At 62.5% G+C, this 17,446-nt stretch carries 19 protein-coding genes; 14 read left to right on the top strand and 5 right to left on the bottom strand.

Annotated features, from left to right (window positions below; genetic code table 11):
• Positions 1-277 precede the first annotated feature (277 nt).
• From fliF to sra, 14 genes are all read left to right on the top strand, one after another.
• Positions 278-1,984, top strand: a complete 1,707-nt coding sequence (gene fliF / locus M6G53_RS03310; RefSeq protein ID WP_253328890.1) for a flagellar basal-body MS-ring/collar protein FliF — start codon at positions 278-280, stop codon at positions 1,982-1,984.
• Positions 1,981-2,973 carry a flagellar motor switch protein FliG gene (fliG, locus tag M6G53_RS03305; protein WP_253328888.1) on the top strand — a complete coding sequence of 331 codons (993 nt, stop codon included), beginning with the start codon at positions 1,981-1,983 and terminating at the stop codon, positions 2,971-2,973. Before fliF ends, fliG begins: the two co-directional genes overlap by 4 nt.
• Entirely contained in the window at positions 2,966-3,670 is a 705-nt protein-coding gene (fliH, locus tag M6G53_RS03300) for a flagellar assembly protein FliH (RefSeq protein ID WP_253328886.1), read from the top strand. Before fliG ends, fliH begins: the two co-directional genes overlap by 8 nt.
• Complete coding sequence (gene fliI, locus M6G53_RS03295; RefSeq protein WP_004934781.1) at positions 3,670-5,031, top strand: flagellar protein export ATPase FliI; 1,362 nt, start codon at positions 3,670-3,672, stop codon at positions 5,029-5,031. Before fliH ends, fliI begins: the two co-directional genes overlap by 1 nt.
• Before the next feature lie 20 nt (positions 5,032-5,051).
• The gene (fliJ, locus tag M6G53_RS03290) at positions 5,052-5,498 is read left to right on the top strand and encodes a flagellar export protein FliJ (RefSeq protein WP_033634978.1); all 447 of its coding nucleotides are present in this window, start codon (positions 5,052-5,054) and stop codon (positions 5,496-5,498) included.
• Positions 5,495-6,745: a flagellar hook-length control protein FliK gene (locus M6G53_RS03285; protein ID WP_253328884.1), complete on the top strand. Its 1,251-nt coding sequence runs from the start codon at positions 5,495-5,497 to the stop codon at positions 6,743-6,745. Before fliJ ends, M6G53_RS03285 begins: the two co-directional genes overlap by 4 nt.
• A 165-nt stretch (positions 6,746-6,910) precedes the next feature.
• Positions 6,911-7,396 carry a flagellar basal body-associated protein FliL gene (fliL, locus tag M6G53_RS03280; RefSeq protein ID WP_253328882.1) on the top strand — a complete coding sequence of 162 codons (486 nt, stop codon included), beginning with the start codon at positions 6,911-6,913 and terminating at the stop codon, positions 7,394-7,396.
• A gap of 5 nt (positions 7,397-7,401) precedes the next feature.
• On the top strand, positions 7,402-8,406 hold the full coding sequence (gene fliM / locus M6G53_RS03275) for a flagellar motor switch protein FliM (protein ID WP_025303254.1): 1,005 nt from the start codon (positions 7,402-7,404) through the stop codon (positions 8,404-8,406).
• Positions 8,399-8,815 (top strand): flagellar motor switch protein FliN, encoded by a 417-nt coding sequence (gene fliN, locus M6G53_RS03270; RefSeq protein ID WP_004934799.1) that lies wholly within the window; start codon positions 8,399-8,401, stop codon positions 8,813-8,815. The genes fliM and fliN overlap by 8 nt, the downstream gene beginning before the upstream one ends.
• On the top strand, positions 8,815-9,219 hold the full coding sequence (gene fliO / locus M6G53_RS03265) for a flagellar biosynthetic protein FliO (RefSeq protein WP_253328880.1): 405 nt from the start codon (positions 8,815-8,817) through the stop codon (positions 9,217-9,219). The genes fliN and fliO overlap by 1 nt, the downstream gene beginning before the upstream one ends.
• On the top strand, positions 9,216-9,977 hold the full coding sequence (fliP, locus tag M6G53_RS03260) for a flagellar type III secretion system pore protein FliP (RefSeq protein ID WP_253328878.1): 762 nt from the start codon (positions 9,216-9,218) through the stop codon (positions 9,975-9,977). The genes fliO and fliP overlap by 4 nt, the downstream gene beginning before the upstream one ends.
• Positions 9,978-10,001: 24 nt before the next feature.
• A complete protein-coding gene (gene fliQ, locus M6G53_RS03255; protein WP_004934803.1) occupies positions 10,002-10,271 on the top strand; it encodes a flagellar biosynthesis protein FliQ in 270 nt (89 codons plus the stop codon).
• Between the two features lie 2 nt (positions 10,272-10,273).
• Entirely contained in the window at positions 10,274-11,056 is a 783-nt protein-coding gene (fliR, locus tag M6G53_RS03250) for a flagellar biosynthetic protein FliR (protein WP_253328875.1), read from the top strand.
• A gap of 352 nt (positions 11,057-11,408) precedes the next feature.
• The gene (gene sra / locus M6G53_RS03245) at positions 11,409-11,543 is read left to right on the top strand and encodes a stationary-phase-induced ribosome-associated protein (protein ID WP_013813483.1); all 135 of its coding nucleotides are present in this window, start codon (positions 11,409-11,411) and stop codon (positions 11,541-11,543) included.
• Positions 11,544-11,814: 271 nt separating this feature from the next.
• Here sra and flgL read toward each other — a convergent pair whose 3' ends face one another.
• The 5 genes from flgL to flgH all read right to left on the bottom strand — a co-directional run bounded on the left by flgL (position 11,815) and on the right by flgH (position 17,382).
• Positions 11,815-12,774: a flagellar hook-associated protein FlgL gene (flgL, locus tag M6G53_RS03240; RefSeq protein WP_253328873.1), complete on the bottom strand. Its 960-nt coding sequence runs from the start codon at positions 12,772-12,774 to the stop codon at positions 11,815-11,817.
• 59 nt (positions 12,775-12,833) lie between these two features.
• On the bottom strand, positions 12,834-14,483 hold the full coding sequence (flgK, locus tag M6G53_RS03235) for a flagellar hook-associated protein FlgK (RefSeq protein WP_253328871.1): 1,650 nt from the start codon (positions 14,481-14,483) through the stop codon (positions 12,834-12,836).
• 142 nt (positions 14,484-14,625) lie between these two features.
• Entirely contained in the window at positions 14,626-15,570 is a 945-nt protein-coding gene (flgJ, locus tag M6G53_RS03230) for a flagellar assembly peptidoglycan hydrolase FlgJ (RefSeq protein ID WP_253328869.1), read from the bottom strand.
• Entirely contained in the window at positions 15,570-16,670 is a 1,101-nt protein-coding gene (locus M6G53_RS03225) for a flagellar basal body P-ring protein FlgI (protein WP_253328867.1), read from the bottom strand. Before M6G53_RS03225 ends, flgJ begins: the two co-directional genes overlap by 1 nt.
• A 10-nt stretch (positions 16,671-16,680) precedes the next feature.
• Positions 16,681-17,382: a flagellar basal body L-ring protein FlgH gene (flgH, locus tag M6G53_RS03220; protein WP_004934817.1), complete on the bottom strand. Its 702-nt coding sequence runs from the start codon at positions 17,380-17,382 to the stop codon at positions 16,681-16,683.
• Positions 17,383-17,446 lie beyond the last annotated feature (64 nt).

Genomic DNA, 17,446 nt, shown 5'->3' with positions numbered 1-17,446 from the left:
CGCCCTGCATTTCTCCAATGATGCACACCCTAACACAGCGTTTTTCAGACTAAAGCGGCTAATTAACTGCAAAAAACCCGGCTTATCGGTCAATCAGAATTGTCTGAACAGGCGAATAATGGCCTGCCCAGAAATGGGAGCGCCGCTATTTAGAAGATATGTGTATCAGGGAGTCTGTTTTGTCACACAACGCTAACCATACCGTTCATCAGCCTGGCAGGGAGCTGCTCAGCGGCCCGTACGGGATCGTGAGCGCCATTGAAGGACGCGACCTAAAATGAGTGCTTCGATAACCGCCGGCGAAAGCCGCGACAACGGCCTGCAGGCCATCTGGAATCGTCTGCGCGCCAACCCGAAAATTCCGTTGCTGGTTGCCGCTTCCGCCGCGATCGCCATCGTCGTCGCACTGCTGTTGTGGGTGAAAAGTCCCGACTACCGCGTGCTGTACAGCAACCTGAACGATCGCGACGGTGGTGCCATCGTCACCCAGCTGACGCAGATGAATATCCCTTACCGCTTTGCCGAGAATGGCGCAGCGCTGCTGATCCCGGCAGAAAAGGTGCATGAAACCCGTCTGCGCCTGGCGCAGCAAGGGCTGCCGAAAGGCGGTGCCGTCGGCTTCGAACTGCTGGACCAGGAAAAATTCGGCATCAGCCAGTTCAGCGAGCAGATCAACTATCAGCGCGCCCTCGAAGGCGAGCTGTCGCGCACTATCGAGTCGCTGGGGCCGGTGCAAAACGCCCGCGTCCACCTGGCGCTGCCCAAACCTTCGCTGTTCGTACGCGAACAAAAATCCCCTTCCGCGTCGGTAACGCTGACCCTGCAACCCGGCCGTGCGCTGGACGATGGCCAGATCAACGCCATCGTTTATATGGTGTCGAGCAGCGTCGCCGGCCTGCCGCCGGGCAACGTGACCGTGGTCGATCAGGCCGGCCGCCTGCTGACGCAGTCCGACGGCACCGGGCGCGATCTCAACGCTTCGCAGCTGAAATACGCCAACGAAGTGGAAAACGGTTTCCAGCGCCGCATCGAAGCGATCCTCGCCCCGGTAGTCGGCAGCGCCAACGTGCGTGCGCAGGTCACGGCGCAGATCGACTTCGCCACCCGCGAGCAGACCGACGAACAGTACCAACCAAACCAGCAGCCGGACAAAGCCGCTATCCGCTCTCAGCAAACCAGCCTGAGCGAGCAGATCGGTGGGCCGCAGGTCGGCGGCGTGCCGGGCGCGCTGTCCAATCAGCCGAGCGCGCCGGCCACCGCGCCGATAGAGACCGCCAAGCCGGCCGCTGCGGCAGGCAATAATGCCAACGCCAACGCGGCCACGCAAAACACCGCGACCACCCGCAGCGCGGCGGCCGCCGGCGTTCCGCAGAACACCCGTCGCGACGCGACCACCAACTACGAGCTCGACCGCACTATTCGCCACACCCAGCAAAAGGCTGGCACCGTGCAACGTCTGTCGGTCGCCGTGGTGGTCAACTACCTCGGCGTGGATAAAGACGGCAAACCGCAGCCGATGAGCAAAGAGCAGCTGGCGCAGATCGAAGCGCTGGTGCGTGAGGCGATGGGCTATTCCAGCAGCCGTGGCGACACTCTGAACGTGGTCAACACGCCGTTTACCGACAGCCAGGTGACCGGTGGCGAACTGCCGTTCTGGCAAAGCCAGTCGTTTATCGATCGTCTGATCGACGCGGGCCGCTATCTGCTGGTGCTGCTGGTTGCCTGGCTGCTGTGGCGCAAACTAGTGCGGCCGCAGCTGCAACAGCGCCAGGCGGCGCAACAGGCCGCTATCGCCAGCGCCAACGCCCCTGCGGCTAAAGCGGTCGACAGCAGCAAACCGAGCAACGAGGAGCTGGCGCAACGTCGTAAATCGCAGCAGCGCGTCAGCGCAGAAGTCCAGAGCCAGCGGATCCGCGATCTGGCTGACAAAGACCCGCGCGTGGTCGCTCTGGTAATCCGCCAATGGATGAGTAACGAGATATGAGCCTGACCGGAACCGACAAAAGCGCCATCCTGCTGATGACGCTGGGTGAAGATCGCGCGGCGGAGGTGTTCAAACACCTCTCCTCGCGCGAAGTACAGCTGCTGAGCGGCACCATGGCCGGCATGAGCCAGGTGTCGCACAAACAGCTCGGCGAAATACTGACCGAGTTTGAAGACGATGCCGAGCAATACGCGGCGCTGAGCGTCAACGCCAGCGACTACCTGCGTTCGGTGTTGGTCAAGGCGCTGGGTGAAGAACGCGCCGCCAGCCTGCTGGAAGACATTCTCGAATCCCGCGAGACCACCACCGGCATGGAAACGCTCAACTTTATGGAGCCGCAGAGCGCTGCCGATCTGATCCGCGACGAACACCCGCAGATCATCGCCACCATTCTGGTGCACCTCAAACGCGGCCAGGCGGCGGATATCCTGGCCCTGTTCGACGAACGCCTGCGCAACGACGTGATGCTGCGTATCGCCACCTTCGGCGGCGTGCAGCCGGCGGCGCTGGCGGAGCTGACCGAAGTGCTGAACAACCTGCTCGACGGCCAGAACCTCAAGCGCAGCAAAATGGGCGGGGTGCGCACCGCCGCCGAGATCATCAACCTGATGAAAACCCAGCAGGAAGAAGCGGTCATCGACGCGATGCGCGAATACGACGGCGAGCTGGCGCAGAAGATCATCGACGAGATGTTCCTGTTCGAAAACCTGGTGGAAGTCGACGACCGCAGTATCCAACGCCTGCTGCAGGACGTGGAAGGCGAGTCGCTGCTGATCGCGTTGAAAGGCGCCGAACAGCCGCTGCGCGAGAAGTTCCTCAAGAACATGTCTCAACGCGCCGCCGACATTCTGCGCGACGATCTGGCCAACCGTGGGCCGGTGCGCATGTCGCAGGTGGAGAACGAACAGAAAGCCATCCTGCTGGTGGTAAGACGCCTGGCGGAAAGCGGCGAAATGATCATCGGCGGCGGCGAGGACACCTATGTCTGATCGCATTAACGCCCTGCCCTGGCAACCCTGGTCGCTCAACGATTTGGGGGAACAGACACCGGCGATTGAACTGCCGCCGCTGCCGGATCTCAGTCTCGACGATCCGTCGCCTGACGCGCAGGCCGAGTTGCAGCAGCAGTTGGCGGCGCTGCGCCTGCAGGCGGAGCAACAGGGCCAGCAATTGGGCTATGCCGACGGCCAGCAAAAAGGCTATGAGGCCGGTTTTCAGTCCGGGCTGGAGGAAGGCCGTCAGCAGGGGCTGCTGGAAGCGCAGCAGCAGCAGCAGCCGCTGACCGCCCACTGGCAGCAGCTGGTCGCCGAATTCCAGCACACGCTGGACGCGCTCGACAGCGTGATCGCTTCGCGGCTGATGCAGCTGGCGCTGACCGCCGCCAAACAGGTGCTGGGCCAACCGCCGGTGTGCGACGGCACCGCCCTGCTCGCGCAGATCCAACAGCTGATCCAGCAGGAACCGATGTTCAACGGCAAACCGCAGCTGCGGGTACACCCGGACGACTACCCGCGCGTCGAGCAGCAGTTGGGGGTCACCCTCAGCCTGCACGGCTGGCGCCTGCTGGCGGACGGCGAACTGCATCCGGGCGGTTGCAAGGTCAGCGCCGAGGAAGGCGATCTCGACGCTAGCCTGGCGACGCGCTGGCATGAACTGTGCCGCCTGGCGGCACCGGGAGAAGTCTGATGACCGCGCGTCTCGGCCGCTGGCTGAGCTCTCTGGATACGCTGGAAAAGCGCATCGCGCGCGCGCCGACGGTGCGCCGCTACGGTCGCCTGACCCGCGCTACCGGGCTGGTGCTGGAGGCCACCGGCCTGCAGCTGCCGCTCGGTGCCACCTGCCTCATCGAACGGCACGACGCCGGTGAGGTGCAGGAAGTGGAAAGCGAAGTGGTCGGCTTCAACGGCCAGCGTCTGTTCCTGATGCCGCTGGAAGAAGTGGAAGGCATCGTGCCGGGCGCGCGGGTTTACGCCCGCATCGCGCCCGAAGGCCAAAGCGCCGGCAAACAGCTGCCGCTCGGCCCGGCCCTGTTGGGGCGCGTGCTGGACGGCAGCGCCAAACCGCTCGACGGTCTGCCTTCACCGGAAACCGGTTACCGCGCGCCGCTGATCACCGCGCCGTTCAACCCCTTGCAGCGCACGCCGATCGAGCAGGTGCTGGACGTGGGGGTACGCACCATCAACGGCCTGCTGACCGTCGGTCGCGGCCAGCGTATGGGCCTGTTCGCCGGCTCCGGCGTCGGCAAGAGCGTGCTGCTCGGCATGATGGCCCGTTATACCCAGGCGGACGTGATCGTCGTTGGCCTGATCGGCGAGCGCGGCCGCGAGGTCAAAGACTTTATCGAGAACATTCTCGGCGCCGAAGGCCGGGCGCGTTCGGTAGTGATCGCCGCGCCGGCGGACGTGTCGCCGCTGCTGCGCATGCAGGGGGCGGCCTACGCCACCCGCATCGCCGAAGATTTCCGCGATCGCGGGCAGCACGTGTTGCTGATCATGGATTCTCTCACCCGCTACGCCATGGCGCAGCGTGAGATCGCCCTGGCCATCGGCGAACCGCCGGCGACCAAAGGCTATCCGCCGTCGGTCTTCGCCAAGCTGCCTGCGCTGGTGGAACGCGCGGGCAACGGCATCAGCGGCGGCGGCTCCATCACCGCCTTCTACACCGTGTTGACCGAAGGGGACGATCAGCAAGATCCGATCGCCGACTCGGCGCGCGCGATCCTCGACGGCCACGTGGTGCTGTCGCGGCGCCTGGCGGAGGCCGGCCACTACCCGGCGATCGACATCGAAGCGTCAATCAGCCGCGCCATGACGTCGCTGATCGACGAAGAGCATTATCGCCGGGTGCGCACCTTCAAACAGATGTTGGCCAGCTATCAGCGCAACCGCGATCTGATCAGCGTCGGCGCCTACGCGGCGGGCAGCGATCCGCTGCTGGACAAAGCGATGACGCTGTATCCGCAGATGGAAGCGTACCTGCAACAGGGCATCTTTGAACGCAGCGGCTATGATGAAGCCTGTCAACAGCTGCAGCAGTTGATTGTTTAACGTCACAGAGGCGCAGAGCGATGAAATCACAGTCACCCCTGATTACCCTGCGCGATCTGGCGCAGGATGCGGTGGAACAGGCCGCGCAACAGCTGGGCCAGGTACGACAGGCGCAGCAGGCGGCAGAGCAACAGCTGTCGATGCTGCTCAACTATCAGGACGAATACCGCCAGAAGCTGAATCATACGCTCTGCGACGGCATGGATAGCTCACGCTGGCAAAACTACCAGCAGTTTATCGGCACGCTGGAGCAGGCCATCGACCAGCACCGCCAGCAGCTGCTGCAGTGGGGGCAGAAAGTGGATCATGCGGTGAAGCAATGGCAAGACAAACAACAGCGGCTGAACGCTTTCGAGACCCTGCATACCCGCGCCATGACGGCGGAGCAGCAGCAGGAGAACAAACGGGATCAAAAACTGATGGATGAGTTCGCTCAACGCAGTGCACAAAGGAATATCAACCCATGAATCTGAACGCCCTGCCCGGCCTGGTCTTACCCGGCGACGCCGGCGGCCTGGCCGAACTGACGTCGGCGCTGGATGAGAGCCAGCTGTCGTCCGCTTTCGCCCAGCTGCTCGGCGCCCGTTTCGCGCCCGCCGCCGACGGCAAACAGCCGCCGGTCGCGCTGAGCGCGGACGAGGAACGCGCCCCGGCCCTGAGCCGCAACCAGCTCAATCAACTGCTGGCCACCTTCGGCGAGCGCGGCGGCCTGCTGCCGGGCCAGACAGCCTCCGCCGATACGCTTTCACCTGAAGGCATCGAGGGCGATGCGCCCGCCGCCGACGATAAGCCGGTGCAACCGCCGATCGTCGCCGCCAAAGAGCTGGATGCCGCAACGCTGCAGGCGCTGTACGCCATGCTCCCGGCCGCGATCGTCGCCCAGGCTCAACCGGCCGACGGGAAACAACCGCTGCCGGTGGCAACCGCTGATGATGCGGCGACGCTGCAGCCCGGCAACCGCCTGCTGAACATCGCGGCGGCCGGTGATATCACCGCCGCGGCTCCGTCTGCCCCATCAGCCCCGTCGGTAGCCAGCGCGAAAGCACCGGCCACCGACGGTGACAAGGCAACAGCGGCGCTCCCGCAGCCGACCACCGGCGAACGCGCAAGCGCGGCGCAGCCGCTGCCGGCGAGTGAGGCGCAGGCTCAGACTCAGACGCAGACGCAGCCGACGCTCAATCACGCCGTTGCTCTGGCCGCCGCCAGCCCGACGCAAACGGCCGCACCGGCCAGCGCACTGGTGAGCGCACCGCCTGCGCCGCAGCTCAACGCGCAGCTGGGCAGCCCGGAGTGGCAGCAGGCGTTGAACCAACAGGTGCTGATGTTCCACCGCAACGGCCAACAGAGCGCCGAACTGCGCCTGCATCCGCAGGAGCTGGGTGCCTTGCAGATCACGCTGAAACTGGACGATCAGCAGGCGCAGCTGCACATCGCCTCCGCTCACGGCCAGGTGCGCGCGGCGGTGGAAGCGGCAATGCCGCAGCTGCGCCACGCGCTGGCAGAGAGCGGTATCAACCTGGGGCAGAGCAGCGTGGGCGGCGAGTCCACCCCGCAATGGCAGCAGCAGGCGCAACAGCAGGCCGCCAACGGCCAGGGCCGTTCCAGCTATGCTGAACATCATGGCGGTGACGGCGCGGCCGACGACGGCATCAGTGCACCGGTAGCGCTGCAGCGCATGGCCAATGCGGCCAACGGCGTCGATATTTTCGCCTGAGCCGCTGCAAACGCCCAAGCTGGCACCCATTTGCGCGTCTATTCAGGCTATTGCACGCCGCAATAGACGCGATAATACCTTTACATGTCATGCGTGCGGCCTTGCCGCGCGCCATGCCCGCCGCCTCGCCGGCCGCGGGTGGAACAACAGGAATTAGATTTGGCTATGTCTCAGAACTCCCTTCCGGCAGCACCGAAACGCCCCCTTCTGGTCATCCTGCTGGTGTTGATCAGCGTCGTCGCCTGTGGCGCCGCGGGCTACAGCTGGTGGCTGCTGCAACAGCATAAAAACGGCGCCGAACCGGCCGCCGCCAAAGAGAAACCGCCGGCCGCGCCGGTGTTCATGCCGCTCGACACCTTTACCGTCAACCTGGTGACGCCGGACAACAACCCGGATCGCGTGCTGTACATCGGCCTCACGCTGCGTCTGCCGGACGAAAGTACCCGTCGTCAGCTGAACGATTTTCTGCCGGAAGTGCGCAGCCGTCTGCTGATGCTGCTTTCCCGTCAGGAAGCGAGCCAGCTGGCCAATGAACAAGGGAAGCAACAGTTGGTGGCGCAGATTAAGGACGTGCTCAGCCCGCCGCTGGTTAAGGGACAACCGAAGCAGGTGGTCAGCGACGTGCTGTTCACCGCCTTCATACTGCGGTAATCACTATGGGCGACAGCATTCTTTCACAGGCAGAGATCGACGCCTTGCTCAACGGCGACAGCGCGGGTGATGAACCCGAAGCGATAGTCGGCAAAGAGAGCGAGGTCAAGCCTTACGATCCAAACACCCAGCGCCGCGTGGTGCGCGAGCGTCTGCACGCGCTGGAAATCATCAACGAACGTTTTGCCCGGCAGTTCCGCATGGGGCTGTTCAACCTGCTGCGCCGCAGCCCGGACATTACCGTCGGCCCGATCAAAATCCAGCCGTATCACGAGTTCGCCCGCAACCTGCCGGTGCCGACCAACCTGAACCTGGTGCATTTGAACCCGCTGCGTGGCACCGCCCTGTTCGTGTTCGCGCCGAGCCTGGTGTTCATCGCCGTCGACAACCTGTTTGGCGGCGACGGCCGCTTCCCGACCAAGGTCGAAGGCCGCGAGTTCACCCCGACCGAACAGCGGGTGATCAAGCGCATGCTGCGCCTGGCGCTGGACGCCTACGGCGACGCCTGGAGCGCCATCTACAAGATCGACGTAGAGTACGTGCGCGCCGAAATGCAGGTGAAATTCACCAACATCACCACCTCGCCGAACGACATCGTGGTCACCACGCCGTTCCAGGTGGAGATCGGCGCGCTGACCGGCGAGTTCAACATCTGCATTCCGTTCGCGATGATCGAACCGCTGCGTGAACTGCTGACCAACCCGCCGCTGGAAAACTCGCGGCAGGAAGACAGCCACTGGCGCGAAACGCTGGTGAAACAGGTGCAGCACTCCGAGCTGGAGCTGATCGCCAACTTCGTCGATATCCCGATGCGGCTGTCGAAAGTCCTGAAGCTGCAGCCGGGCGATGTATTACCGATAGACAAGCCGGAACGCCTGATCGCCCACGTGGACGGCGTACCGGTTCTGACCAGCCAATACGGCACGTTGAACGGGCAATATGCCCTGCGTGTTGAACATTTGATTAACCCTATTTTGAATGCTCTGAGTGAGGAACAGCCCAATGAGTGATCCTAAGCAACCGTCTGGCGAAGGAAAGGAATCCGTAGACGATCTGTGGGCTGATGCGTTTAACGAGCAGCAGTCTTCAGAGAAATCCGGCGCGAGCACCGAAGGGGTGTTCAAGTCGCTGGAAGCTCAGGATGCGCTCGGCAGCCTGCAGGATATCGACCTGATCCTGGATATTCCGGTCAAGCTGACCGTGGAACTGGGGCGCACCAAGATGACCATCAAAGAGCTGCTGCGCCTGTCGCAAGGCTCGGTGGTCGCACTGGACGGCCTGGCCGGCGAGCCGCTGGATATCCTGATCAACGGTTACCTGATCGCACAAGGTGAAGTGGTGGTGGTGGCCGACAAGTTCGGCGTGCGCATCACCGACATCATCACCCCGTCCGAACGCATGCGTCGCCTGAGCCGCTGATGACCGCCCCTGCGCCCGTTACCGTCCAAAGCACCCAACCCCCTACCGCGCCGGCCTTGCCGGCCGGTTCGGTGTTGATGCAGGTCAGCAGCGCACTCGGCGGCATTCTGCTGCTGATCCTGCTGGCCGGTTGGCTGTTCCGCCGGCTGGGCTTCGCCCCGCAGGCGCGCAACAACAAGCTGCTCAACCTGCGCGCCAGTTGCCAGGTCGGGCAGCGCGAGCGCGTGGTGGTGGTGGAAGTCGACGATACCTTGCTGGTATTGGGCGTCACCGCCCAGCAGATCACCCCGCTGCATACCCTGCCCGCGCCGCCGAAAGACGCCGCGGCGGCCGACGCGGCGACGCCGGCGGACTTCCGCCAACTGATGCAAAAAGTTCTGAAACGCCCGGAAAAATCGGCATGACCTCGACTCTTCATACCCTCGTCCGCCGTCCGGCGGTTTGGCTCCCTGCCGCCCTGCTGTTCGTCAGCCCGGCGGCTTTGGCGCAACTGCCGGGGCTGATCAGCCAGCCGCTGGCCAACGGCGGCCAAAGCTGGTCGCTGCCGGTGCAGACGCTGGTGCTGTTGACCTCACTCACCTTCCTGCCCGCCATGCTGCTGATGATGACCAGCTTCACCCGCATCATCATCGTGCTCGGGCTGCTGCGCAACGCGCTGGGCACGCCGTCCGCGCCGCCGAACCAGGTGATGCTGGGGCTGACGCTGTTCCTGACCTTCTTCATCATGTCGCCGGTGTTCGACAAGGTCTATCAGGACGCCTACCTGCCGTTCAGCCAGGACAAGATCGGGCTGGAGGTCGCCCTGGATAAAGGTTCTCAGCCGCTGCGCGAATTTATGCTGCGCCAAACGCGTGAAACCGATCTGGCGCTGTACGCCAGGCTGGCCAATCAGCCGCCGCTGGCCGGCCCGGAGGCGGTACCGATGCGCATCCTGCTGCCCGCCTACGTCACCAGCGAACTGAAAACCGCCTTCCAGATCGGCTTTACGGTGTTCATTCCGTTCCTGATTATCGATCTGGTGGTCGCCAGCGTGCTGATGGCGCTGGGGATGATGATGGTGCCGCCGGCCACCATCTCGCTGCCGTTCAAGCTGATGCTGTTCGTGCTGGTCGATGGCTGGCAGCTGTTGCTCGGCTCGCTGGCACAGAGCTTCTATTCGTAACCCCTGCCCGGAGAAGAAAGCGAGATGACACCCGAATCGGTTATGGCGTTAGGCACCGAAGCGATGAAAGTGGCGCTGGCGCTGGCCGCCCCGCTGCTGCTGGCGGCGCTGATCAGCGGCCTGGTGGTCAGCCTGTTGCAGGCCGCCACCCAGATCAACGAAATGACGCTGTCGTTCATTCCAAAAATTCTGGCGGTGGTGGCCACCATCATCATCGCCGGTCCCTGGATGCTGAACCTGTTGCTGGACTACATGCGCACCCTGTTCAGCAACCTGCCTACCCTGATCGGCTGACCGTGCTCACCTTTGACAGCGCCCAGCTCACCGTCTGGCTCAGCCACTATTTTTGGCCGCTGCTGCGCATTCTGGCGCTGATCAGCACCGCACCGATATTCAGCGAAAAGCAAATCAGCAAGAAGGTCAAAGTCGGCCTTGGCGGGCTGATCGTTATCCTGATCGCACCGACGCTGCCCGCCAGCAATATCCCGATCTTCTCCGCCGCCGGCCTGTGGCTGGCGATTCAACAGATTCTGATCGGCGTGGCCCTGGGCCTGACCATGCAGTTCGCCTTCGCGGCGGTGCGCCTGGCGGGCGAAGTGATCGGCATGCAGATGGGCCTGTCGTTCGCTACCTTCTTCGATCCCAGCGGCGGCCCGAACATGCCGGTGCTGGCGCGCCTGCTCAACCTGCTGGCGATGCTGCTGTTCCTTAGCTTCAACGGCCATCTGTGGCTGATTTCGCTGCTGGCGGACAGTTTCCACACCCTGCCTATCCAAACGCAGCCGCTGAACGGCAACGGTTTCCTGGTATTGACCCAGGTCGGCTCGCTGATCTTCATCAACGGCATGATGCTGGCGCTGCCGCTGATCTGCCTGCTATTGACGCTGAACATGGCGCTCGGCTTGCTCAACCGCATGACGCCGCAGCTGTCGGTGTTCGTGATCGGCTTCCCGGTCACCATGACCTTCGGCATCATGACGCTGGGCATGATGATGCCGATGCTGGCGCCATTCTGCGAGCATCTGTTCGGTGAGATATTCGATCGTCTGGCGGCGGTGATCGGCGGCATGACCTTCTGAATCCGCCTCCTCCTTCCTTCTCCCCCTTTTGCCTGAGACAAAATGGCAATAAAACCGTTTTATTGGGACAAAAGCCTGAGAAACGCCTTTTATCCGGATTAAGGTTCAAATGTCTCCGGCGGCTTGAATAAATAAAACCCCGACCTAGAATAGACACGGTAACAAGAAAACATCGCCTCCCCATTAGCCATCGGCGGCGATAAAAACGCTTACTCCTCAGCGAAAATAAAAAATAACGCAGTCGCGCAGAGTTAAATGCGCGACAGATAACTTACACCCTGAATAAATGCGTCCGGCAGCCTGCCGGCTGCAGGGCGCAGCATCGACCTTTGCTAACCACAGGAGCGAGATCATGATTAAAGCGAAAAGCAACCGCAAGGCACGCCGATTATTCGGTTTGACCCACTGGAAAAGCAACAAGTTTAGAGTTTCCTTCACCGAGACCAGCGATGGGGGAAAATGGAAAGTGGTGAAGAAAAAGAAATAACATCGCCATTTATCATCAGGGAAATAATATCCCCTCACGATTTTCCCACCGGTAATTCAATTATGCCGTTGCGCATTAAATACGGGTGACAATCTTATTATTTCTTTCTTGATGAAAAAAAGGCGCGCCGCTCGGTCAGTAGTGGGAGAACGAGTGACGCGCCAAACGAGTGCGCCCGGTTTCAAGAAGCCTTCCCCCCCGCGAGCGGAGGGGACGTTTTCTAAGCGCACCAAAGGGAAACCCGTCGCGATCGGGCAACGGGATCTTGCTCTTAACGATTCATCTGGAACAACGACATGCCCTGCATATCGCTGAAGGTTTTATACGACGCCTGCAGCGCCGTCTGCTGCATAAAGTAAGACGAGATAGACTCGGCCAGGTCGGCATCCGTCAACGCGCTCATCTGGATCTGGTTGGTCATGTCGCGCTCTTTACCGATGCTGTCCAGCTGATCCATCTCTTGCAGCTGGCTGCCCAGCTCGGCACGCACGCTCAGCACGTTGTTGTAGGAGTTGTCCAGACCGCGGTTGGCTTTCGCCAGCGCGTCGTTCACCTGCTGCTTGGTGGCCTCGTCGGCACCCTGCAACGGCGTTTTCAGCGCGTTCAGCGCGATATCGATGCTCTCGAACACGTTGCTGACCGGCGCACTGCCGTCCGGCTCGGGCTTCGGATTGCTGGTCAACGACATGAACACCGCATTGCCGGTATGGCCGATGGTCATGGTGCGGTTGGCGTCCACCTTCTGCTGTACCGCTTTGTCGCCGCCCTGGTAGCTGACGGTGCCGCCGTTATCGACGAACGGCGCCTTGTCGTTCACATACCCGCCGAACATATAGCGGCCGTTGCCATCGGTGCTGTTGGCCTGGTTCAACAGCTGATCTTTCAGCCCCTGCAACTGAGTCGCCAGCGACTGGCGGTCGTTGTCGCTTTCGGTGCTGCCGGCACTGACGATCAGCGCCTTCATGTCCGAAATGGTGGTGGTCGCGCCGGCGAGAACCGTCTCTTCCATCGACACATTTTGGCGGGCAAAGGTACGCGCCAGCGTGTACTGGTTGTTTTCCGCCTGCGACTGCGACAACATCACCGCGCGCGACGCCGCCAGCGGATCGTCGGACGGGTTGATCACCCGCTTGCCGGTCGCAAGCTGCTCGGCGGCCTTCATGAACAGCGACTGGTTGCCCGTGATGCCGTTCATGTTCTGTTGGTACATCATGCTGGTGCTCATACGCATGCTGTGGGTTCCTTACTCTGAGCGACCGGCACCGCTGTCGGCGCCGGTTAACAATGAAATCAACGAATATTCAGCAGCGCGTCGAACAGCGAGCTGGCGGTCTGAATCACCTGCGCGTTGGCCATGTAGTACTGCTGGAAACGCAGCAGCTCACCGTACTCTTCGTCGAGGTTGACGCCGGACATCGACTGCTGTTGCTCGCCCAGCTGCGTCACGATCTTGGCTTGCGAGGTGGCAATGGCCTTGGCGGCAGCGGTCTGGTTACCGACGCCGCTGACGATGCCGGCGTAAGCGCCGCTCAGGGTCGCCTTGCCGTCCACCAGGTTTTTGGTCTGCAGATCCAGCAGCTTCTTGGCGTTTTCGTTATCGCCGCGGCCGCTGTCGTCTTTACCGGCGGCAGCGATCTTGGACGAATCGGTGATGGCCACTTTCAGGTTGCCCGCCACGTCGCTGACCGGCTTCACGGTGAAGCTGTCTTTGGCCTGCGCATTGCCGTCGATGCTCACTTCCAACCCGTCGAAGTTCAGCGTCGGTTTGCCGTCCGCGCTGGTGCCCGGCGTGGCGTTGACTTTCACGTTGTCCGGCAGGCGGCTGACCTGCCAGTTGCTGCCATCGAACTCAACGCGATAATCGTTGGCCTTCACCTTGCCGGTATCGGTGTAAGCAACCGACAACGAAGCGTCGCCGGTGTTGCGGGTGTTATCCACCACCCGGCCGCCGCTGAAGCTGAAGAAGTCACCACCCGCGTCGCCGTTCAGGTCGAAACCGGCGCGATGTTGCTGGTTGAAGCTGTCCGCCATCGCCAGCGCCAACTGGCCCAGCTGATTGCGCACGCCGTCCAGCGTTTCGCTGCGGAATTTCAGCACGCCGCTCAGGCTGCCGCTGGTGATCTGGCCTTCCGGTACTTCGCTGGCGCCGTTGCCGCGGTTATAACCGATGGTCAGACGGGAAGGATCGCTGCTGGAAGGCATCGCTTCCACCTGATAGGTGTTGCTGCCCTGCACCAGGGTCAAACCGTTGGCGAAGGAGACGGTGTAGGCGTCGCCGTCCTGCTGCGTGACCTGTACGCCCACCAGCTGGTTCAGCTCGGTGACCAGCTGATCGCGCTGATCCAGCAACGCATTCGGTTCGCCGCCGGCGCTGCCGCGCAGACGGGTGATCTCGTCGTTCAGCTTGGCGATCTGTTGGCTGTAGCTGTTGATCTGCTGCGCCGTATCGCTGATTTGCTGGTTGACGCCGTTATCCATGTCGCGCAGGAATTTGTCGGTATTGTTGAACTGGTTCACCAGGCCGTTGGCCTTGCCCAGCACCGTCTGGCGCGCGGCATCGTCACCGGCGTTGCTCACCAGGTTCTGCAGGTTGGTGAAGAAATCCTGCATGTTGGTCGACAGCGGGTTGGTTTTGCTCGCCAACAGGTTGTCTATCTGAGAAATCTTCTCGTAATAGGCATTTTGCGCGCCAAACGCGCTTTGTGCGCCGCGCAGCTGGTTGGTGATGAACTGGTTGTACTCGCGGTTGACGCTGGTGACGGTCACGCCGTTGCCGATGAAGCCATTCATGGTGGCCATGCCGCCGTTCTGCGCCAGGATCGCGGTCTGGCGGTTGTAGCCCGCCACGTTGTAGTTGGAGATGTTGTTGCTGACGGTACTGAGCGCCACCTGAGCCGCATTCAGCCCGCTCATCGCGGTATTGATTAAGCTATTGGACATCGGAATTCCTTATGCTGCGGCGCCGGTGGCCCACAGGGTTCTAATTGAGCTGCTGAGCCTGTTCGCTCAGCCTGTCTCGGTTATCGGCAAAAATGAGAAGAACTTGAGGAAAAAAATGGGCGCAATACGCTGCGCCCGAGGGTTAAAACAAATCTTTCAGATCGTGGGTGTAGGCCTTGACCGCCTGTTCCCCTGCGTTCTTCATTTGCTGAATCACGCTGACCAGTTTGCTGGCGTACTGCGGGTCGGTGGCGTAGCCGGCGCGTTGCAACGCATGCGCCGCCTGCTCCGGGCTGCGCGCAGCGGCCACGTCGGCGTAGCGCGGGTTGTTGGTCAGCAGCTTGACGTAATCGGCGATCGCTTCGACATACGAACCGTAGACGCGGAACTTCGCCTTTACCTTCTTCGCCGCACCCTGTTCGAACTCGGTGGTGGTGATTTCCGTCACCGGCCCGCTCCAGCTGCCGCCGGCCTTGATGCCGAACAGGTTGTAGCTCGGCGTGCCATCCGAGGTCGGGATCTCGCGCTGCCCCCAGCCGGACTCCAGCGCCGCCTGCGCGACGATCAGCTGATGCGGAATGCCGCTCTGCTGGCTGGCGACCTTCGCCGGGATCGACAGGCGGGCGACGAAGTTGCCGTTATTGAGCGACAGCGGCGCCGTGGCCGGCGGCGCCTTCGGCATCGCGCGGCGCACCATCTGCTCCAGCGCCTGGTTCGGCAGCGTTTGCAGCACCTCGTTGTCCAGCGCCATCGGCGACAGACCCGCCGTTTCGCTCGGCACCGTATTGGCGTTGCTCATCTGCTTGACCATCATGTCGGCCAGCCCCAGCCCTTTTTGCGACATCTGCTGGGCGATTTGCTGGTCGTACATCGAGGTATAGAGCCGCGTTTGATCGCTGCTCAACACCCCGTCCTGCGGCAAGGCAGAACGCATGCTTTTCAGCATCATCTGCACGAACATGCCTTCCACCTGCTGCGCCACCTGCTTGAGGTTGCCCTGCGGGTCGGCCGCCGCGTCGCGCTTCAGGCCGTTCAGCGCCTGGGCGTCGTAGGCCGCGCCCGACATCGCCATCAGATCGCCGGCCATCAGATGATTTCCAGCTTGGCGCGCAGGCAGCCGGCGCTCTGCATCGCCTGCAGGATCGACATCAAATCGATCGGCGTGGCGCCCAGCGCGTTCAGCGCGCGGATCACGTTGTTCAGGTTGGCGCTGGCGTTCACCTTCTGCAACGACCCACCCTGCTGCTGCATCGAGATCTGGGTGTTTGGCGTCACTACCGTCTGGCCGCCGCCGAACGGCGTCGTCGGCTGGCTGACGGTATTTTGCCGATCGACCACCACCGACAGGTTGCCCTGGGCGACGGCGCAGGAATCGAGGATCACGTCGCGGTTCATCACCACCGAACCGGTGCGCGAGTTGATGATCACTTTGGCGTCCATCGCCCCGACGTTGACGGTAATGTTTTGAATTTCCGCCAGGAAGCGCACCTGAGAACTGTTGCCCTGCGGCACCAGCACCTGGATGGTACGGGCGTCGAGCGGCGTCGCGGTGCCGCCGCCGCGTTGGCGGTTGATGGCGTCGCTGATCTGCTGTGCCAGCGTGAAATCTTCGTCGTTCAGCTGCAGGTTGAGCACGCCGCCGCTGCCGAAGGTGGTCGGCAGCTCGCGTTCGATGGTGGCGCCGTTGCTGATGCGCCCGCCCGCCAGCTGGTTGACCTGCACGCTGCTGCCGCCGGCCGCCGCGCCTGCGCCGCCCACCAGCACGTTGCCCTGCGCCAGCGCATAAACCTGGTTATCCACGCCTTTCAGCGGCGTCATCAGCAGGGTGCCGCCACGCAGGCTCTTGGCGTTGCCCATCGAGGAAACCACCACGTCGATGTTCTGCCCGGCGCGTGAGAACGGCGGCAGTTTGGCGGTCACCATCACCGCCGCCACGTTTTTCAGCTGCATGTTGGTGCCCGGCGGTACGGTGATGCCCAGCTGCGACAGCATGTTGCTCAGGCTTTGGGTGGTGAACGGCGTCTGCATGGTCTGGTCGCCGGAGCCGTCCAGCCCCACCACCAGGCCGTAGCCGATCAGGGCGTTGTCTCGCACGCCCTGCACCGTCACCAGATCGCGGATGCGCTCCGCCGCCGCCGGCAAGCACACCAGCCCGACGCACAGCGCGATAAACCATTTTTTCAGCATCAGTCAATCCTTAGAACGGTGAAACATTTAAGAAGAAGCGCTGCAGCCAACCCATGGTCTGCGCTTCGTTGATATAGCCATTGCCGACGTATTCGATGCGCGCGTCCGCCACCTGCGTCGAGGTGACCGAGTTGTTGCCGCTGATGGTGCGCGGATTGACGACGCCGGAGAAGCGAATGAATTCAGTGCCCTGATTGATGGCGATCTGTTTTTCCCCCACCACGTGCAGGTTGCCGTTGGCCAGCACCTGGTTGACCGTCACCGTAATGGTGCCGTTGAAGGTGTTGTTGGCGTTGGCGCCGCCCTTGCCGCCGAAGGTGCTGTCGCCGGAAATGTCCATATCGGCGCGCGCATTGCCCAACAGGCCGTCGAGGTAACGCGGCGAGGTGGCGACGCCGAACTTGCTGGCGCCGTTGCGGCTGGCGTTGGCGGAGGAGCTTTTGCTGGCGCTGACGTTTTCCTGCAGCACGATGGTCAGGGTGTCGCCGACGTTGCGCGGACGGCGGTCTTCGAACAGCGGCTGATAGCCGTAGTTCATCGGCTGCACCGTCTGGAAGATCGAGCCGTTCGGCATCGGCGCGCTGGCCGGCGCGGGCTGCGCCGTGGTCGCGCCGTCCACCAGCGGTTTGTGCGGGATATAGGCGCAGCCGCTCAGCGTCAGCATCACCATTCCCGCCAGCCAGCGTTGTCCCTGCCGCGGCAGGATTGCCATCGAATATGTGGTTACCACGGGTATCGCCTTTGTTTCACGAAAGAGAATGACGGGCGCGGCAAGC

This window comes from Serratia nevei, from assembly GCF_024160145.1.
In the GTDB taxonomy this organism is placed as follows: domain Bacteria; phylum Pseudomonadota; class Gammaproteobacteria; order Enterobacterales; family Enterobacteriaceae; genus Serratia; species Serratia nevei_A.
The sequence above is the reverse complement of the archived record's forward strand: the minus strand, read 5'-3'. Positions and strand labels throughout refer to the sequence as shown.